The organism is Parasphingorhabdus flavimaris (assembly GCF_013371215.1).
Taxonomy (GTDB): domain Bacteria; phylum Pseudomonadota; class Alphaproteobacteria; order Sphingomonadales; family Sphingomonadaceae; genus Parasphingorhabdus; species Parasphingorhabdus flavimaris.
Genome location: NZ_JABWMH010000002.1, coordinates 326,263 through 344,820, shown reverse-complemented (window position 1 = coordinate 344,820; position 18,558 = coordinate 326,263). Strand labels below are relative to the sequence as shown.

Below are 18,558 nucleotides of genomic sequence, written 5' to 3'. Positions count from 1 at the left end.
AATAGTAGTCATGGCAGGTGAGAACAAGATAATCGGGATGTGGCGCGACAGGGATGGCAGTCCCGACAGCGACCAGGCAGAAGCAGCGACTCAGGTGGAGGGTGAAGCAGCCACACCGGAGACGGAGCCGGAGACCATGCTGGCCGAGAGCCAGCAAAATGGCGATGATCCGGCGGAAGACAGCTGGAGCCATTATGCCGATGATACGGCAGCCACGGCCAGCCTGTCCCGATATGTTCCGATATTATTGCTGGCCGTTTCCGTAATCGGCTGGACCGGATTTTTCATCTGGGCGAATCGCGACATTTTTACCAGCTTGCCAACCCCCAAGGCCGGGATTGACCTGCTGACCCAATGGTGCCTGCCGATCGCCACGCTCGGGGTCGCCTATCTGCTCTACATGCGCAACAGCACCAGGGAGGCCAATCGCTTCACCGATGTGGCGACATCGTTGCGGGCAGAGTCGGAGTTACTGGAAGGACGCCTGAAGACCGTCAACAACGAGCTTAGCGTCGCTCGCGAATTTCTGAGCCACGAGAGCCGCGAACTCGAATTTCTCGGCGACAAGTCGTCCGTCAAGCTGGTCAGTGCGGCCGAATTGATGAGAAGTTCGCTGGAAGACGGTCTCGGCAAGATGGTCAAGCTGGATCAGGTCGGTGAAGCCGCCTACAAGAATCTCGAACAATTGCGCGAACATCTGCCTGTGGTCATCAACACGGCCAAGGATGTAACCAATCAGATCGGCAATTCGGGACGGACCGCCCAGACCGAAATGGCCGCCATGGTCGGGACCCTCAGAAAGATCGGAGACGTCGGGGCAGCAGCCAAGAAGAGCCTGGACGAACTGACGGACAAATCGGCCCTGTCTGTTGAAACGCTCGCCGCCGAAGCCGAAAAGATCAAGATCGGGCTGACGAAACAGCTCGACGACGCCGGAGCCGGATCGACCCAGCTGGCAAACCTGTTGAAAAAGACGACCGCGGAAACCATCGAAGCACTGCGCAAGACCAGAGCCGATCTTGCGACCGAGACGTCGGAATCGGCGCTCGCGATGCGCGCAGAACTCGACGGCCTGGAAGCGGCTCTGGCTAGTGCCGGAAAAGTTGCCGACGAGGAAGAGGACCGGCTCAAGGCGCTGGCCGAAACGCTCAACAGAACGGTCTCGGACATTGCGGAAAATATCGAGAAGCTCGACAATGAAAGCGGTGACAAGACCGCGAAGCTCGCATTTGCCATGTCGGCAATGGAACAAAATAGTGCCGCTCTGCAGCTTTCACTGGAAAGCGGCCATGGTGTCGCAGACGGCATGATCCAGCGTATGGAACGACTGCTGGTCGCTCTCGACAGCAGCGCGCGGGAACTGGACGAAACCCTGCCCGCCGCATTCGAGCGGGTCTCGGACAAGTCCAGGGAAAGCCTGGCGCTATATGGCCAGATCGCCGGCGAAGCGACCAAGGCGCAGGACGATGCCGAGAAAGTCGCGGAACGCATTGCCCGTACCGACCTTTCGATCAGCGAACAGCAGCAGAAAATCCGCAAATTGCGCGAAGATGGCGATGTTGCAAGCCAATCGATTGTGGAACAGATCGCGGAAATCTCGAAGTCTCTCGACGAGGTGCGCGAGCAGAATGAATCGCTTGCCGAAAGCGCCGGCGAGAAACTGATCAGCGCTTTGTTGCGGGTCAAGGACACGGCAAAACAGGCTTCCGAACATTCGCGCGAAGTGCTTGAAAAGTCGATTGCCGGATCAACCGAAGCTTTTGAACGCGTAAGCGAGGAAGCCCTGAACCGGATCATCGATGACAAGATCGGATCGATCGCGCCGAAGCTGGAGAAGGCTGTGTCGAGCGCGGTTGAAACGACCCAGTCGACAGCAGCGCATCTGACCGATCAATTGGCCGCCATCGAGGACATGACGACCAAGCTCGAGCAGCGCATATTGTTTGCCAAGGAAAAGTCAGAGCAGAGCAGCGACGAGAATTTCACCCGGCGGGTGGCTCAGCTGACCGAGTCGCTCAATTCCATCTCGATCGACGTCGGAAAGATTCTGTCGAACGATGTCACCGACACCGAATGGGCTGCCTATCTGAAGGGCGATCGCGGTATCTTCACCCGGCGGGCGGTTCGCTTGCTCGACAACCGGGAAGTGCGCGAAGTGCTCGCCCAATATTCAGCCAATGACGAATTCCGCGAACATGTGAACCGCTATATCCATGACTTCGAAGCGATGTTGCGCGGCGTGCTCGCCACCCGCGATGGCAGCGCAATCAGCGTTACCCTGCTGTCGTCGGACGTCGGGAAGCTTTATGTCGCCCTGGCCCAGGCAATCGAACGGCTGCGCAGCTAGCGCATCCGTTCGCGGCTGTTGAAAAAGTCGATATCGTCGAGGGTGATCCAGCCATTGGCATAGTTGAGATAGAATAGGCCGAACGCGGCGGTTGCGAGCAATGTTGTCAGCAACAACACGCGCAGCGGGCGGAAGTTGACCGGCGCGCCATCCGCCTGCCCCCTGACCATCTTCTCACCCGACTCATGATGATTGCGGATGCCGATCGGCAGGACGATGAACGCCGCCATCACCCAGAACAGCACATAAATGGCGATGACGGACGTGGGTTCCATGGATCAGGCCTCTATCGTGAGCACCGATACGATCGGTTTCTTACCGGTCCACTCGGTCGCCGTGCGACGAACAAGCAAGCGGATGGCTTCGTTGAACTTGTCGATATCGCCCACCGGCTTGGAATATTTGGCGACAATCTTGTCGACGACTTCGTCGAGGAAATCCTCTTCGTCTTCCTCGAGCGGTACGCCGTGCATTTTCAGCACCGGCTGCCCGAAGATCTTGCCCTTGTGGTCGAGACCGATGGCCACCGAGATCATGCCGTTATGAGCAGTCTTGCGCCGGTCGTTTAATGTTCTGCCGTCAGCCGGGATGATCACGTCGCCATCGACAACAAGCCGTCCAGTGCGTTCCTGCCCCAATATTTTGGGACCATCGGGAGCCAGTCGGACGACATCGCCATTCTGCTGGAAGATCGCCTTTGGAACGCCATGGTCCAGAGCAAAACGGGCCTGGGTCTTCATATGGCGGATTTCACCATGAACCGGTACCAGGATTTCCGGCCTGATCCAGTCGTACATCTGCGCGAGTTCGGGTTGTCCGGGATGGCCGGAAACATGGATATGTTCCTGACGCTCGGTAATCATCACAACGCCCTTTGATGCGAGCTGGTTCTGGATACGGCCAATCGCAATTTCATTGCCGGGAATCTGCTTCGACGAGAACAGCACATGATCGCCTTCGGAGAGCTTGATCTGGTGGCTGTCGCCGGCAATCCGTCCGAGAGCGGCCCGCGCCTCGCCCTGTCCGCCGGTTGCGATGATCATAACCTTGTCGCGCGGAAGGCTCATCGCCTCCTGGAAGTCGACCGTCGGCGGAAAATCCTTGAGATAACCGTTTTCGCGGCAATTTTCGATGATCCGGTCGAGCGAGCGGCCGGCCACACAAAGCTTGCGTCCGGCGTGGATGGCGACTTCGCCGAGCGTCTGCAATCGGGCAGCGTTGGATGCGAAGGTCGTGACCACGATCCGCGTGTCGATATCCTCGACCACCCGCATCAGGTTGCGGCGCACTTCGCCTTCCGATCCGGAGGCCTTTTCGTTGAAGACATTGGTCGAATCGCAGACCATCGCCAATATGCCCTCATCGCCGATCTGCTTGAGCGTTTCCGGCGAAGACGGGACCCCGAGCACCGGCTCGTCATCCAGCTTCCAGTCACCGGTGTGAAAAATTTTGCCGTAGGGCGTGTCGATCAGCATCGCATTGCCCTCGGCAATAGAGTGCGCGATCGGCAAATAGCGAAAACCGAACGGGCCAAGATCAAAGCTGCCCTCGTTGGGAATGATGTTGAGCTTGACCTGATGCTCCAGCCCGACTTCTTCCAGCTTGCGGCGGATCAGGCCGGCGGTGAACGGCGTTGCAAACAACGGCACATCGAGATCGGCGGCAAAATAGGGAACCGCGCCGATATGGTCTTCATGACCATGGGTCAGCACGATCCCGAGCAGATCCTTGCGGTTTTTCTCGATAAATTCGAGGTCGGGGAGAATCAGGTCGATCCCCGGATAGCTCGGGTCGGCAAAGGTCATGCCCAGATCGACCATCACCCACTTGCCGTCACAGCCGTAGAGATTGACATTCATGCCGATTTCACCCGACCCGCCAAGGGCCAGGAAGAGAAGTTCTTTTTTAGATTTTGTCATTTAGCGTGTGTTGCTCGCTGATAGAGGAAATGCAGGCCCTGAAGAGTCAGGTCTGATTCTAGATGGTCAAATACGTCTGTATGTTCGTCAAAAAGTACGGCTAAGCCGCCGGTAGCAATGATTTTGGTCGGACGACCGATTTGTGCCTTGGTCCGTGCCACTAGACCCTCGATCATCGCAACATAACCCCAGAAAATGCCAATCAGCATCTGGCTTTCGGTGGTGGTGCCGATGACATTGTCACTTTCGGGGGATTCCAGTGCGATACGCGGTAGTTGCGCGGTCTTGCCGACGAGCGCGTCGAGCGAAAGATTGATTCCCGGAGCGATGACTCCGCCCTTATAGGCACCTTCATAGTCGGCGACGTCGAAGGTCGTCGCGGTGCCGAAATCGATGATAACGATATCCTGCTTATATTTCTGGTGCGCGGCGATCACATTGAGCACGCGATCCGCCCCCACTGAATCGGGCTGCTCGACGTCGAGCGCAACGCCCCATTCGGCTGCGCCACGGCCAGCGACTAGCGGGGTTACGCCGAAATATTTTTCCGAGAGAACGGTGAGATTATGAAGAGCGCGCGGGACCACGGTGCCGATGATCACCGCGTCGACCGTATTGAGTTCAAGCCCCTCGAGTTCCAGCAACTGCCGGAGCCAGACGACATATTCATCCGCGGTGCGGCGAGCGTCGGTTGCGATGCGCCAGCGCGCGCGAATATCGTCGCCGTCGAAAAGAGCGAACACAACATTGGTATTTCCGGCATCTATGGCCAACAGCATGAGCGTCTCTTCTTTCTATCCGATGGAAATATCACCGGCGCGTATTTCGATAAGCGTTCCATCGGCTTTTCTCAAGCAGAGTGCGCCATCCGCGGTAAGCCCGGCATATTCGCCGGTGGTTTTCTCGCCGCTCTCATCGCTGGTGGTAATGGTACTGCCGAGCGGATGAGCCAGTTTTTGCCATTCCGAAAGGATATGCGAAATTCCGTTGTCGCGCCAGTCCCTGACGAAATCCGCGAATGAAACGGACAGTCGTTCGAGAAAACCGGCTGCGTCTATATTCGCGCCCTCGGCTGCCAGGCTGGTCAATATCCTGCCCTCGACCTCTGGTGTAACCGCGACATTGACGCCGATGCCGACGACGACCTGATCCTTCACCCGCTCGAGCAGGATGCCGCAGACCTTCGACTGGGAGACCAATATGTCATTGGGCCATTTCAGGATCATCTCGGTACCCGGCAGGCAGGAACGGATGACGGAATAGACCGCCAGTCCGGCAACAAAGGACAGGGACGACGGCGACGGATCACCGGACCGGATGTCGACCACGGTGCTGCAATAGAGATTGGCCCGGGGGCTTTCCCATTTACGGCCCAGACGTCCGATCCCGCCAGACTGTGTTTCTGCCCGCAGCCAATAGCCTTCGACAGCAGCACCCTGCCCTGCGAGCGCCTTCAGGTCCGCATTGGTGGACGCGGTTTCCGCGATTGTTTCTATGCGAATAGTCAGAAAAGCGACGCCGCGGCTGCATCGGCGACCGGCGCCATGAAGGGTATCGCCAGATAGCCCAGCGGTGAAACGAACAATGCCAGAATCGCGATCAGGATATTCTCGGTCTTGTGACCTGTGCTCACGATCTCGCCGGCAGGATCATCGAAATAGATGATCTTGACGACCTTGATATAGTAGAACGCGCCGATCACCGACGCGGCAATACCAATCACCGCGAGCGGCAACATGCCGGCTGCGACGGCGGCATCAAAGACCAGGAACTTGCCCCAGAAACCGAACAAAGGCGGAATGCCGGCGAGCGAGAACATGAACACGGCAAAGGCAGCAGCCAGTCCGGGACGGGTCTGCGACAGTCCGGCGAGGCTCGACAGGCTTTCCAGCGGTCTGCCGTCCTTGTCCCGCATTTCCAGTACGCAGATAAAGCTGCCGAGGGTCATGGCGACATAGACGACCAGATAGAACATCATCGCCGAAATGCCCTGCGCGGTACCGGTCGCGAGACCGATCAGCAGGAAGCCGACATTGTTGATCGAGCTGTAGGCGAGCAGACGCTTGATATTCTGCTGGCCGATTGCGGCAACCGCGCCGAGAATGATCGACGCCAGGGCAACGAATACGATGATCTGCTGCCAGGCCGAGGTCTGGCCACCAAAGGCATCGATGATCACCCGAGCCGTCAGCGCGATAGCCGCCACTTTCGGTGCGCTGGCGAAGAATGCACTGACCGGAGTCGGCGCGCCTTCGTAGACGTCCGGCGTCCACATGTGGAACGGCACGGCGCTGATCTTGAACGCCAGTCCCGACAGGACAAGAACCAGCCCGATCAGCGGGCCGGTGGAAAGATCACCGCTCAGCGTCTCGCCGATTACGGCAAAGCTGGTCGAGCCGGCAAAGCCGTAGACCAGAGAGATGCCGAACAGCAGCATGCCGCTGGCCAAGGCGCCGAGGACGAAATATTTCAGGCCCGCTTCGGAAGACCGCACATCGGTGCGGATGAAGCTGGCCAGAACATAGGCCGACAGGCTGTTCAGTTCGAGACCGATATAGAGGGTCATCATGTCGGTTGCCGATACCATCATGCCCATGCCGATGCAGGCAAACAGGATCAGGATCGGATATTCCGCGCGATATTTTCCGCCGGCCTGGAAGAAACGCGGCGCGATCATCAACGAGACAATCGCAGCGATATAGATCAGGAACTTCGCGGAACTGCCGAAAGCATCCATGCTATACTGGCCGTCAAAAGCGAACACGCCGCCCTTGAATTCGGGCATATGGGCGAGACTCATCAACAGGGTCGACGCGCCGAACAGCGCCGCAGCCGACAATATCGTCACCAGACGGGCCGATTTGTCACCGCCCCAGGCAGCGACCATCAGCAGGACAAGGCTCGAGATCGAGAGGAAGATTTCCGGCGAAACCAGCCAAAGGGAGTTTCCGATACCCATCAGTGTGCCTCCCCTTCAGCATGGTCCTTGGCGATGGCTTTTGCCTCGCCCATCTTGAGATGCGCATCGCCTTCCGGAGCCGCGCGGTCGATACGCGCAACCAGCGCGCCGACATCACCGCGGATCGGGGCCATGAAGCTTTCGGGATAGACGCCCATCCACATTACAGCAGCGGCGATCGGCGCGAGCAGCGCCATTTCCCGTGCAGACAGATCCGGCATCGCTTTGACATCCTCGTGAACAAGTTCACCGAATGCAACCCGGCGATAGAGATAGAGCATATAGCCTGCGCCGAGGATGATCCCCGTTGTCGCGACAAGCGTGACCCAGCTGTTGACCTCGTAGAGACCGATCAGCGAGAGAAATTCGCCGACGAAACCGCTGGTGCCCGGCAGGCCGATCGAGGCCATGGTGAACAGCAAGAACAGGATCGCATATTTCGGCATGTTGATCGCCAGTCCGCCGTAGCGGTCGATTTCCCGCGTGTGGAGGCGGTCGTAGATCACGCCGACGCAAAGGAACAGCGCACCCGATACAAGGCCGTGGCTCAGCATCACGATGACCGCGCCTTCGATGCCCTGGCGGTTGAATGCAAACAGGCCGAGCGTGACGATCGCCATATGGGCAACCGACGAATAAGCGATCAGCTTCTTCATGTCCTGCTGCACCAGCGCCACCAGCGAGGTGTAGATGACAGCCACCATCGACAGGCCGAAGACCAGCCAGATGAACTGTTCGGACGCTTCGGGGAACATCGGCAGCGAGAAGCGCAGGAATCCGTAGCCACCCATTTTCAGCAGCACGCCGGCCAATATGACCGAACCGGCAGTCGGCGCCTGAACGTGCGCGTCGGGCAGCCAGGTGTGGACCGGCCACATCGGCATCTTCACCGCGAAGCTGGCAAAGAAGGCCAGCCACAGCCAGGTCTGCGCCTCGGGCGCGAAATCATAGTTGAGCAGGGTCGGAATGTCGCTGGTACCCGCATCCTGCACCATCCACAGCATCGCGATCAGCATCACCACCGAGCCGAGCAAGGTGTAGAGGAAGAATTTATAGCTGGCGTAAATCCGGTTCGCACCGCCCCAGATACCGATGATCAGATACATCGGGATCAGGCCCGCTTCGAATAGGATATAGAAGAGGAAGATATCCTGCGCCGCAAAGACGCCGATCATCAGTACCTCCATGAACAGGAAGGCAGCCATATATTCGCCGACCCGCGTCTGGATCGATTCCCAGCTGGCACCGATACAGATCGGCATCAGGAAGACGGTGAGCATGATCAGCATCATCGAAATGCCGTCGATACCCAGCGCCCAGGCGAAATTGCCGAACAGATCGGATCGCTCGACATATTGCCATTGCGGACCGCCGATGTCGTAATTGGCCCACAGGACAATGCCGAGCACGAACAGCGCGAGAGTCGTTGCCAGCGCCAGCCAGCGCGCAGCCTGCGCGTTGAGGAACAGGCAGATAATCGCTGCCGCCATCGGCAGCCCCATCATCAGGGACAGAATCGGGAAATCGAGCTGGTTCATTAGCTGGCTCCCTGCACGATAATCCAGGTCGCGGCGGCAGCGAGGCCGAGCAACATGACGAGCGCATAAGTATAGAGATATCCGCTCTGGAAGCGTTTCATCACGCCGGAACCACTGGCAATGACCGATGCGATGCCGTTGGGACCAAAGCGGTCAATCGTGCCTTCGTCGCCCTTTTTCCAGAACAGTCGTCCGAACCAGAATGCGGGGCGGATGAATATCCGGTCATAAAGCTCATCGAAATACCATTTGTTGAAGAAAAATGCATAAAGCGGGCTGAACGTCGCGGCGAGACGCGCCGGACGGTCGGTGCCGCGGAAATACATGAAATAGGCGGTCGCGAGGCCGCTCAGCATGGCGGCGGTCGCCGACAATTTCACCCACAAAGGTACTTCGTGCATGGCGTGCATCAATCCCGCATCATAAGCGATCGCGCCGTTCCAGAAGCCGCCGTCGTCGATGAAGGCATGGCTGAAGACGAAGCCCGCGAACACGGCTCCGACGGACAGGACGCCGAGCGGCACCAGCATCGTCAAGGGACTCTCATGCGGATGATAGCCGCCGGTCGTGTCGTCGCCAGCCTGTTCGGGTGTCTTGTGAACGCTGTGCTGGATATGTTCGGACTGGATCCAGCGCGGCTTGCCCCAGAAGGTCAGGAACATCAGGCGCCAGCTGTAGAAGCTGGTGAGCAGGGCCGCCAGTACGCCAATGAAGAAGGCGAACTGGCCAACCTGGCTGCCCGAAGCGAAAGCCGCCTCGATGATCGCGTCCTTGGAATGGAAGCCTGCAAACCCGGCGTGAAGCCAATAGATACCGACGCCGGTGATCGCCAGCGTACCGGCCATCATCGCCCAGAAGGTCAGCGGGATTTCTTTCCGCAGACCACCATAATAGCGCATGTCCTGCTCGTGATGCATCGCGTGGATCACCGAACCGGCACCGAGGAACAGCAACGCCTTGAAGAAGGCGTGGGTGAACAGGTGGAACATCGCCACATTATAGGCGCCAACACCGGCGGCAAAGAACATATAGCCGAGCTGCGAACAGGTCGAATAGGCGATCACCCGCTTGATATCATTCTGCACGAGACCAACGGTCGCGGCGAATATCGCGGTACAGGCGCCAACCACCGTTACCACCGTCAATGCCACATCGCTGGTTTCGAACATCGGCGACAGACGGCAGACCATGAACACACCGGCGGTCACCATGGTGGCCGCATGGATCAGCGCCGACACGGGGGTCGGCCCTTCCATCGCGTCCGGCAGCCAGGTGTGCAGACCCAGCTGCGCCGATTTGCCCATGGCGCCGATGAACAGCAGCAGGCAGATTATGGTCATCGTGTCGAGACGCATGCCGGCAAAGGTAATCGTCGATCCGGCCATGCCTGGTGCGGCTTCAAGAATTTCCGGAATGGATACGGTGCCGAAAACCAGGAATGTGGCGAAGATGCCGAGCATGAAGCCAAGGTCACCGACGCGGTTGACGACAAAGGCCTTGATCGCCGCGGCATTGGCGCTCGGCTTCTTGAACCAGAAACCGATCAGCAGATAGGAGGCCAGACCGACGCCTTCCCAGCCAAAGAACATCTGCACCAGATTGTTCGCGGTCACCAGCATCAGCATGGCAAAGGTGAACAATGACAGATAGGCAAAAAAGCGCGGCTGGTCCGGATCTTCGTCCATATAGCCCCAACTGTAGAGATGGACGAGCGCGGAGACCGTGGTCACCACGACCAGCATCACCGCGGTCAGCGTATCGACGCGCAATGACCAGTCGAAATTAAGGTCACCCGAGATAATCCAGGTCATGACCGGCACGACTTCGGCGCTGCTGGTTCCGCTGACAAAACCGATGAAGATCGGCCAGCTCAGCGCACAGGCGGCAAAGAGCGCACCAGTGGTGATGACCTTGGCCGGCACATTGCCGATGATACGGTTACCGAAACCGGCGACTATCGCTGCCAGCAGGGGCAGGAAAACTATGAGAGTGATACTGTTCACGATTACCCCCGGAGCCGTTCGTGCTGAGCTTGTCGAAGTATGAACGGCGTGGACGCAACCTGCCCTTCGACAGGCTCAGGGCGAACGGTATTTTTAGACGAACTCATGTTCACCCCTTCATCCGGTTGACATCATCGACGGCGATCGTGCCGCGCTGACGGAAATAAATCACGAGAATGGCCAGCCCGATGGCGGCTTCGCCTGCGGCAACGGTCAGGATGAACATCGCGAACACCTGCCCGGTCATGTCGCCGAGAAAGGCGCTGAACGCGACAAAATTGAGGTTCACCGCGAGCAGGATCAATTCGATCGCCATCAGGATGATGATGATATTCTTGCGGTTCAGGAATATGCCGAGCATGCCCATCACGAACAGGATCGAGCTGACGACCAGATAATGTTCAATGCCGATCATAGCTCCACTCCCTTGCCGACTTCGGGTTGCGTGTTGCGGGTCGCGTCCTCGGGCCGGCGGGCGACCTGGTTGGCGACATTCTGTTTTCTTACACCGCTACGCGTCCGGTGGGTCAGGACGATCGCACCGACCATCGCGACCAGCAGGATCATGCCCGCGGCTTCAAACAGGAATACATATTTGGTGTAGAGCAATGCACCCAGCTGCTCGATATTGGACGGCGCACCTTCCGGAATTCCGACTGCGGCGGTGGCCTGCCCCATGCCCGACGACTGCCAGGCACCGACGCCAAAGATGATTTCGACCACCAGCACCAGAGCGAGCAGCAACCCGAGCGGCAGATGCTTCATGAAACCTGCGCGCAGTTCGGCAAAATCAATGTCGAGCATCATCACGACAAACAGGAACAGGACCGCGACCGCGCCAACATAGACGATGACCAGCAGCGCCGCGATAAACTCGGCACCGACCAGGACCATCAGGCCCGCTGCGTTGAAGAACGCCAGGATCAGCCACAATACGCTATGCACCGGATTGCGCGAAAAAATGCACATGGCACCGCTGGCCAGCACGACGGATGCGAAGAGATAGAAAGCGAATATTTGCATTATACACATCCTCCCTGAAGCGATGCTTTGGGGAGGTGGCGCGCCGAAGCCTTGGCGAAGGCGTGACGGAGTGGCTGCGAACGAAGCGAGCGCTGCGCACTCGCCCCCTCCACCAACCTGCGGTTGGTCCCCCTCCCCATGCTACGCACAGGGAGGAAATATACAGCGCAATTTTGCAAAAGTGCCCCCATCTCAATCATCACAGCGCCCATTACCGGTACGGCGCATCGGCGGCAAGATTTGCCGCGATTGCCCGCTCCCATTTGTCGCCGTTTTCCAGCAGTTTCGATTTGTCGTAAATCAGCTCTTCGCGCGTTTCCGTCGCATATTCGAAATTCGGGCCCTCGACGATAGCATCGACCGGGCAGGCTTCCTGGCAGAAACCGCAATAAATGCACTTGGTCATGTCGATGTCATAGCGCGTGGTGCGGCGCGAACCGTCTTCGCGCGGTTCGGCCTCAATCGTGATCGCCTGCGCCGGGCAGACCGCTTCGCACAGCTTGCAGGCAATGCAGCGTTCCTCGCCATTCGCATAGCGGCGCAATGCATGCTCTCCCCGGAACCGCGGAGAAATCGGGTTCTTCTCATAGGGATAGTTGATCGTTTTCTTCGCCTTGAAGAAATATTTCAGCGTCAGCATGTGCGCGCCGAGAAATTCCCAAAGGGTGAAGGCTTTGATATGTTGTGCGATACTCATAGCGGCAATCCAAATTTGTCGATCATCACATATCCGCTGACGAGAACGACCCACAGCAGGCTCAGCGGCAGGAATATTTTCCAGCCCAGACGCATCAGCTGGTCATAGCGGTAGCGCGGTACCGTAGCCATCACCCAGCTGAAGATGAAGAAGAAGAAGAACATCTTGCCGAACAGCCAGATGATGCCCGGGATATCGAACCAGGGAATCCAGTCGACATCGAGCGGCGGCAGCCAGCCACCCCAGAACAGGATGACGTTGAGCGCGCACATCAGCAGGATATTGGCATATTCGCCGAGCCAGAACAGCGCGAAGGACATCGAACTATATTCGGTCTGGTAACCGGCAACCAGCTCGCTTTCCGCTTCGGTCAGGTCAAACGGATGGCGCGCGGTTTCCGCCATCGAGGCGATCAGGAACACCACCGCCATCGGGAACAGCAGCGGGTTCAGGCCGTACGCGTTGACCATGCCGAAAATATGCCCCTCTTGCGAAAGCACTATTTCGGACAGGTTGAAGGTTCCGGCAAACAGCACCACGGAAATCAGGATGAAGCCGATCGAGACTTCGTAGCTGATCATCTGTGCGGCGGCGCGCATCGCCGAGAAAAATGGATATTTGGAGTTACTCGCCCAGCCGGCAATTACCACGCCGTAGACGCCCAGCGAGCTGATCGCGAGAATGTACAGCAGGCCGATATTGATATTGGCAAGCACCATGTCCTCACCAAACGGGATCACCGCCCAGGCCAGCAGGGCCACGGTGAAGGTGATGATCGGCGCGAGCAGGAACAGGCCCTTGTTGGCGCTCGACGGGATGATCGTTTCCTGCAGGAATACTTTCAGACCGTCGGCGAACGATTGCAGCAATCCAAAGGGGCCAACCACGTTCGGCCCCTTGCGCAGCGCCATCGCCGCCCAGATTTTCCGGTCGACATAGATGATCATCGCGACAGCCAGCATCAGTGGCAGCGCGATCAGCAGGATCAGCGCGAGCGTGCCGACAAACCAGCCGAGCTCGGCACCGAGAAAAGTGGATTGAAGAAATTCGGTCATCAGATATTTCCTCCCTGAAGCGCAGCTTTGGGGAGGTGGCGCGCCGAAGGCGTGACGGAGGGGCCGAACGAAGTGAGGAGGCGATATGCCCCTCCACCATCCTGCGGATGGTCCCCCTCCCCGTGCTTCGCACAAGGAGGAAAAAAGGTAGCAGTTTGTATCACTCCGCCGCCTCCATCAATTCATCATCGGCATGCAGCAATTCCGCGGAACAGCGCTGCATCGTCGCGCTGGCTCGGGCGATGCTGTTGGTCAGATAGAAATCCTTGATCGGATGGACGCCCTGCCCAGTTGGCTTGTCGGGCAAGCCGGTCGGCGGCGCCCAGTCGAACGCGACCAGACCTTCTTGTGCAAGTTCCGGATGATCCTTCGCCATTTTCGTGCGCAGTTCCTCGAAACTGTCGAACGGCAGGGTCTTGCCCATGACGTCGGACAGCGCCCGCAGGATGCTCCAGTCCTCGCGCGCATCACCCGGCGCGAAAATCGCCTTGTTCGAACGCTGCACCCGGCCTTCCAGATTGACATAAGTGCCGTTTTTCTCGGTATAGGCCGCACCCGGCAGGATCACGTCCGCCGCATGGGCACCGGCATCGCCATGATGGCCGATGAACACCTTGAAACTGTCCTTGAACGCTTCATAATTCATTTCGTCCGCACCGAGCGCGAACAGCAGTTTCGGCTTCTTCGCTGCAATTGCCTTGATCCCGCCGTCATAGGCATAGCCGAGCATCAGTCCGCCGGTGCGCGAGGCCCCTATATGCAGGACGTTGAAGCCGTTCCAGCCATCGCGGATCAGCTTGTACTTGCTCGCCAGCTTGAGCGCCGCGCCATGCGCGCCCTCGACGCTCAATGCGCCGCCGCCCAGTATGATCGCCGGCTTCTCCGCAGCTTTCAGCGCATCGGCAGCCGCTTTCGGCAGCTTCGCCAACAGCCCCATATCGTCGCCCAGCCATTCGACCTTGTAGGTCTGGTCCGCTTCCGGACCGATGCCGAAGACTTTCGCGCCGCCCTGGCGCACAGCCTTGCGGATGCGGGTGTTGACCAGCGACGCTTCCCAGCGCGGGTTGGTAGAGACCAGCAGGATCACGTCCGCGTCCTCGATACCGGCGATGGTAGAATTGAAGTTCACCGCAGCGAGATTGGAAACATCATAAGACAGGCCAGTCTGACGGCCTTCCAGCATGTCCGACTTCATCGACTTGAGCAGTTTTTTCGCGGCGTACATGGTCTCGCAATCGACCAGATCACCGGCGATCGCAGCAACCGAGCTGCCTGCGTTCACATCGGCAATCGCCTGGAATGCTTCGTTCCAGCTTGCTTCTTCCAGCTTGCCGTTCTTGCGCACATAAGGCTTGTCGAGACGGCGCTTCATCAGGCCGTCGATCGCGTGGCGGGTCTTGTCGGTTGCCCATTCCTCGTTCACGTCATCATTGACCCGCGGCAGCGCGCGCAGCACTTCGCGGCCGCGTGAATCGATCCGGATATTCGTGCCGACACCGTCCATCACGTCAATGCCGAGCGTCTTGGTCAATTCCCACGGACGCGCTTCGAAAGCGTAAGGCTTGCTGGTCAAGGCACCGACCGGGCAGAGGTCAACGACATTGCCGCTCAGCTCGCTGTGCACCGCGCCTTCGAGATAGGAGGTAATCTCCATCCCCTCGCCGCGGCCAATCGCGCCGATTTCCTCGACGCCGGCGACTTCCTCGCTGAACCGCACGCAGCGCGTGCAGTGGATGCAGCGGGTCATCGCGGTCTTGACGATCGGCCCCATATATTTCTCGGTCACCGCGCGCTTATTCTCTTCGTAGCGCGAGCCTCCCTTGCCATAGGCCATGGCCTGATCCTGAAGATCGCATTCGCCGCCCTGGTCGCAAATCGGGCAATCGAGCGGATGGTTGATCAGGAGAAATTCCATCACCCCTTCGCGCGCCTTCTTGACCATCTCGCTGTCGGTGCGGATTTCCTGACCTTCGGCAGCCGGCAGAGCACAGCTCGCCTGCGGCTTCGGTGGTCCCGGCTTTACCTCGACCAGACACATGCGGCAATTGCCGGCGATGCTCAGGCGCTCATGGTAGCAGAAACGCGGGATTTCCTTGCCGGCAAGCTCGGCAGCCTGCAGCACGGTCGCGCCCTGCGGCACTTCGATTTCGATGCCATCTACGGTGACTTTAGGCATTAGTTTTGGGCCTCCGCTGTCAAGGCTACTGGATGCGATGCCGCATAAGCCAGCCGGTAATAATTGATGGCAATCGAGCCCCGAAGCACCGATTTGCCGAATTTCACTGTGCCATCTCCGGCGAGACAGTCGCCAAGAGTGGGCTGCAATTTCGCAAATGCTGCCGCTTCGCCGGCCGTATCGGTATCCGTCATCAGCAGCGCGTGAGAGTCCACGGGAGCCAAGCGAACCACGCACTCGCCATATTGCGACAAGGAGGTAATCAATTTACTCGACTGATAGGCGGCGAGAACCTTCTCGGCCTTGCTTTTCTTGTAGCCTGTAACATCCGGCGGCGACGTAGGCGTCGGCAAATGCGTCAATTTCGCTAGTCCCTCGACCGTCGTCAGCGATGGCTCGGGAAAATCATGCCGAATGAGCGCCTCCGCCAGCGCATAGCGATAGTGGTCCCCGCCAAATTTCATCCGGGCGCCATTGCCCTTATTCGCCTTGACCAAACAGTCACCGATGATGAGCTTTCGGTAATCCTTGGCGATTTCGCCATTGTTTGCGTTAGAGACTACGGCATTTCTGGCCAGTTCATAGCGTCTCTTGACCACGCAATCCGCATAGTTTTTCGACACTTCGCGAATTTCGGCCGTGCTGAACTCTTTCGCATCGACAGCGCTTCCGCTGGCAAGACACGCAGAAATCGCTGCCGCGACCGCACCAGCGGAAGTCATGGAAGATGGCGTGGCCATCACTCGGCCGCCTCCAGCATTTCGGCATGCTGTCTCACGGCCCGGTAAAGGCCGAATGCCAGCATCGCGCGCAGTGAGGTCTTGTCAAAGGCGATTTCCGCACCGTCGCGGATACAAGGGCCAAGCAACGGCATGATCGCGCTGATTGCCTCTCCTTCCGCTTCAGTATCCGGGACCGTATTGATCAAAGCATAGATTTTTTCGCGCCCGGACTGGACAACGCACAAACCGAACAGCTCTTCGGCGTTGCGCGGCTTCATCATGTCCTGCTGCCACTCCAGATTGGTCAGCGATGCCAGCGATGCGATATCATCCTCGCCATATTTACGCAGCAGAAAGAACTCGGAAAAGGATCCCACTGCCGGTGCCGTTGAAAAGCCAAAGCGGATATTCTTGGCGATATAGCAGGGATCATCATAATCGACTTTTTTGTAGATATAGTTGAGCGACTTGGCTTGCTCAGTGCTCAGATATTTGTGATCCAGCGTTTTCAAGGCCCTGAATCGGTTATTTTCGGCCTTGCACCGGCCGATTGCATTGATACCGGCTCTAGCCGATTGCTGGACCATGGGATCATGAAAGCCGGTCATGCCTTCCCGACTCCGGTCGATGCGCGATCCAATTTCCGGCTGGGCAAATGCGGTTGCGGGAACGGTAGCGAACAATATCGCGATGGACAAAAAGAGTGGTGAGATCTTGATCACTCCGCCGCCTCCAGAACTTCCGCGCCTTTATGCTCGTTAATCCGCCGCTCCATCTCGGGACGGAAGTGCCGGATCAGGCCCTGAATCGGCCAGGCAGCCGCGTCGCCGAGCGCGCAGATCGTGTGGCCCTCGACCTGCTTGGTCACTTCATAGAGCGTATCGATATCCTCGATATCCGCGTCGCCATCGCGCATCTTCTCCATCACCCGCCACATCCAGCCGGTGCCCTCGCGGCACGGCGTGCATTGGCCGCAGCTTTCGTGCTTGTAGAAATAGCTGAGCCGCGAGATCGCGCGGACGATGTCGGTCGACTTGTCCATGACGATGACCGCCGCCGTACCGAGACCGGAACCGAGGTCCTTCAGACCGTCGAAATCCATCGGCGCGTCCATGATCTGCTCGGCCGGGACCAGCGGAACCGACGAACCGCCCGGAATCACCGCCAGCAGATTGTCCCAGCCGCCGGTGATGCCACCGCAATGTTTCTCGATCATGTCCTTGAACGGGATCGACATCGCTTCTTCAAACACCGCAGGCTTGTCGACATGGCCGGAGACCTGGAACAGTTTCGTCCCGTGATTGCCCTCGCGGCCAAAGCTGGCGAACCAGGCAGCGCCGCGCCGCAGGATCGTCGGCACAACCGCGATGCTTTCGACATTGTTCACCGTTGTCGGGCAGCCGTAAAGGCCTGCACCAGCCGGAAACGGCGGCTTAAGGCGCGGCTGGCCCTTCTTGCCTTCGAGGCTTTCGATCATCGCGGTTTCTTCGCCGCAGATATAGGCGCCGGCGCCGCGATGGACGAAGACGTCGAAATCATAGCCGGACTTGGCGGCGTTTTTACCAATGAGCCCCGCGTCATAGGCTTCCTTGACGGCCGCCTCCATGACCTTGGCTTCCATGATATATTCGCCGCGAATGTAGATATAGGCGGCGCGCGCGCGCATCGCGAAACCGGCGATCAGCGCGCCCTCGATCAGCTTGTGCGGATCGTTGCGCAGGATTTCGCGGTCCTTGCAGCTGCCCGGCTCGGATTCATCGGCGTTGATGACGAGGAAGCTCGGCCGCGGATTGCCCTGGCTGTCCTTCGGCGCTTCCTTGGGCATGAATGACCATTTCAGCCCGGTCGGGAAACCCGCCCCGCCGCGACCGCGCAGGCCGCTGGCCTTCATTTCCTCGATGATCTTGTCATTGCCGCGCTTGATGATGTCAGCAGTATTGTCCCAGTCACCGCGCTTCTGCGACGCCTTCAGGTCCCATGACTGGAACCCGTAGACATTGGTGAAGATGCGGTCCTTGTCCTGAAGGAAATCAAACGCCATTATTTTTTCCTCCAACGGCCCCAGAGGCCGCCAACGATACCGATGATGACCACGGTGAGCCCGATCCAGCCTGCATAT

Annotated in this window: 16 protein-coding genes; 1 reads left to right on the top strand and 15 read right to left on the bottom strand. The window is 58.5% G+C overall.

Annotated elements, in window-relative coordinates:
* The first annotated feature begins 10 nt into the window (after positions 1-10).
* On the top strand, positions 11-2,347 hold the full coding sequence (locus HUO14_RS06385) for a hypothetical protein (protein ID WP_176279043.1): 2,337 nt from the start codon (positions 11-13) through the stop codon (positions 2,345-2,347).
* On the opposite strand, the gene HUO14_RS06380 is transcribed toward HUO14_RS06385, so the two are convergent.
* The 15 genes from HUO14_RS06380 to nuoF all read right to left on the bottom strand — a co-directional run bounded on the left by HUO14_RS06380 (position 2,344) and on the right by nuoF (position 18,480).
* Positions 2,344-2,622, bottom strand: a complete 279-nt coding sequence (locus HUO14_RS06380) for a DUF1467 family protein (RefSeq protein ID WP_176279042.1) — start codon at positions 2,620-2,622, stop codon at positions 2,344-2,346. The two genes, HUO14_RS06385 and HUO14_RS06380, sit on opposite strands and share 4 nt — an antisense overlap.
* Before the next feature lie 3 nt (positions 2,623-2,625).
* Positions 2,626-4,266, bottom strand: a complete 1,641-nt coding sequence (locus tag HUO14_RS06375) for a ribonuclease J (protein WP_176279041.1) — start codon at positions 4,264-4,266, stop codon at positions 2,626-2,628.
* Positions 4,263-5,045: a type III pantothenate kinase gene (locus tag HUO14_RS06370; RefSeq protein WP_176279040.1), complete on the bottom strand. Its 783-nt coding sequence runs from the start codon at positions 5,043-5,045 to the stop codon at positions 4,263-4,265. Before HUO14_RS06370 ends, HUO14_RS06375 begins: the two co-directional genes overlap by 4 nt.
* A gap of 15 nt (positions 5,046-5,060) precedes the next feature.
* Positions 5,061-5,753 (bottom strand): biotin--[acetyl-CoA-carboxylase] ligase, encoded by a 693-nt coding sequence (locus HUO14_RS06365; protein ID WP_343046076.1) that lies wholly within the window; start codon positions 5,751-5,753, stop codon positions 5,061-5,063.
* Positions 5,754-5,770: 17 nt separating this feature from the next.
* The gene (gene nuoN, locus HUO14_RS06360; protein ID WP_176279039.1) at positions 5,771-7,225 is read right to left on the bottom strand and encodes an NADH-quinone oxidoreductase subunit NuoN; all 1,455 of its coding nucleotides are present in this window, start codon (positions 7,223-7,225) and stop codon (positions 5,771-5,773) included.
* Entirely contained in the window at positions 7,225-8,763 is a 1,539-nt protein-coding gene (locus tag HUO14_RS06355) for an NADH-quinone oxidoreductase subunit M (protein WP_176279038.1), read from the bottom strand. Before HUO14_RS06355 ends, nuoN begins: the two co-directional genes overlap by 1 nt.
* A complete protein-coding gene (gene nuoL / locus HUO14_RS06350; protein WP_176279513.1) occupies positions 8,763-10,769 on the bottom strand; it encodes an NADH-quinone oxidoreductase subunit L in 2,007 nt (668 codons plus the stop codon). Before nuoL ends, HUO14_RS06355 begins: the two co-directional genes overlap by 1 nt.
* Positions 10,770-10,875: 106 nt before the next feature.
* A complete protein-coding gene (gene nuoK / locus HUO14_RS06345) occupies positions 10,876-11,181 on the bottom strand; it encodes an NADH-quinone oxidoreductase subunit NuoK (protein ID WP_067198924.1) in 306 nt (101 codons plus the stop codon).
* Positions 11,178-11,792, bottom strand: a complete 615-nt coding sequence (locus HUO14_RS06340) for an NADH-quinone oxidoreductase subunit J (protein WP_176279512.1) — start codon at positions 11,790-11,792, stop codon at positions 11,178-11,180. The genes nuoK and HUO14_RS06340 overlap by 4 nt, the downstream gene beginning before the upstream one ends.
* A 208-nt stretch (positions 11,793-12,000) precedes the next feature.
* Positions 12,001-12,486, bottom strand: a complete 486-nt coding sequence (gene nuoI, locus HUO14_RS06335) for an NADH-quinone oxidoreductase subunit NuoI (RefSeq protein WP_176279037.1) — start codon at positions 12,484-12,486, stop codon at positions 12,001-12,003.
* Positions 12,483-13,541, bottom strand: a complete 1,059-nt coding sequence (gene nuoH, locus HUO14_RS06330; protein ID WP_176279036.1) for an NADH-quinone oxidoreductase subunit NuoH — start codon at positions 13,539-13,541, stop codon at positions 12,483-12,485. The genes nuoI and nuoH overlap by 4 nt, the downstream gene beginning before the upstream one ends.
* 160 nt (positions 13,542-13,701) lie before the next feature.
* The gene (gene nuoG / locus HUO14_RS06325; protein WP_176279035.1) at positions 13,702-15,717 is read right to left on the bottom strand and encodes an NADH-quinone oxidoreductase subunit NuoG; all 2,016 of its coding nucleotides are present in this window, start codon (positions 15,715-15,717) and stop codon (positions 13,702-13,704) included.
* Positions 15,717-16,457, bottom strand: a complete 741-nt coding sequence (locus tag HUO14_RS06320) for a hypothetical protein (protein WP_176279034.1) — start codon at positions 16,455-16,457, stop codon at positions 15,717-15,719. The genes nuoG and HUO14_RS06320 overlap by 1 nt, the downstream gene beginning before the upstream one ends.
* Positions 16,457-17,161 (bottom strand): hypothetical protein, encoded by a 705-nt coding sequence (locus tag HUO14_RS06315; protein WP_176279033.1) that lies wholly within the window; start codon positions 17,159-17,161, stop codon positions 16,457-16,459. Before HUO14_RS06315 ends, HUO14_RS06320 begins: the two co-directional genes overlap by 1 nt.
* Positions 17,158-18,480 (bottom strand): NADH-quinone oxidoreductase subunit NuoF, encoded by a 1,323-nt coding sequence (gene nuoF / locus HUO14_RS06310; RefSeq protein ID WP_176279032.1) that lies wholly within the window; start codon positions 18,478-18,480, stop codon positions 17,158-17,160. Before nuoF ends, HUO14_RS06315 begins: the two co-directional genes overlap by 4 nt.
* Positions 18,481-18,558: the final 78 nt, after the last annotated feature.

Coding starts and splice junctions, on each gene's coding strand:
- HUO14_RS06385 (WP_176279043.1), top strand. CDS start 11: ATGGCAGGTGAGAACAAGATAATCGGGATGTGGCGCGACAGGGATGGC.
- HUO14_RS06380 (WP_176279042.1), bottom strand. CDS start 2,622: ATGGAACCCACGTCCGTCATCGCCATTTATGTGCTGTTCTGGGTGATG.
- HUO14_RS06375 (WP_176279041.1), bottom strand. CDS start 4,266: ATGACAAAATCTAAAAAAGAACTTCTCTTCCTGGCCCTTGGCGGGTCG.
- HUO14_RS06370 (WP_176279040.1), bottom strand. CDS start 5,045: ATGCTGTTGGCCATAGATGCCGGAAATACCAATGTTGTGTTCGCTCTT.
- nuoN (WP_176279039.1), bottom strand. CDS start 7,225: ATGGGTATCGGAAACTCCCTTTGGCTGGTTTCGCCGGAAATCTTCCTC.
- HUO14_RS06355 (WP_176279038.1), bottom strand. CDS start 8,763: ATGAACCAGCTCGATTTCCCGATTCTGTCCCTGATGATGGGGCTGCCG.
- nuoK (WP_067198924.1), bottom strand. CDS start 11,181: ATGATCGGCATTGAACATTATCTGGTCGTCAGCTCGATCCTGTTCGTG.
- nuoI (WP_176279037.1), bottom strand. CDS start 12,486: ATGAGTATCGCACAACATATCAAAGCCTTCACCCTTTGGGAATTTCTC.
- nuoH (WP_176279036.1), bottom strand. CDS start 13,541: ATGACCGAATTTCTTCAATCCACTTTTCTCGGTGCCGAGCTCGGCTGG.
- nuoG (WP_176279035.1), bottom strand. CDS start 15,717: ATGCCTAAAGTCACCGTAGATGGCATCGAAATCGAAGTGCCGCAGGGC.
- HUO14_RS06320 (WP_176279034.1), bottom strand. CDS start 16,457: ATGGCCACGCCATCTTCCATGACTTCCGCTGGTGCGGTCGCGGCAGCG.
- nuoF (WP_176279032.1), bottom strand. CDS start 18,480: ATGGCGTTTGATTTCCTTCAGGACAAGGACCGCATCTTCACCAATGTC.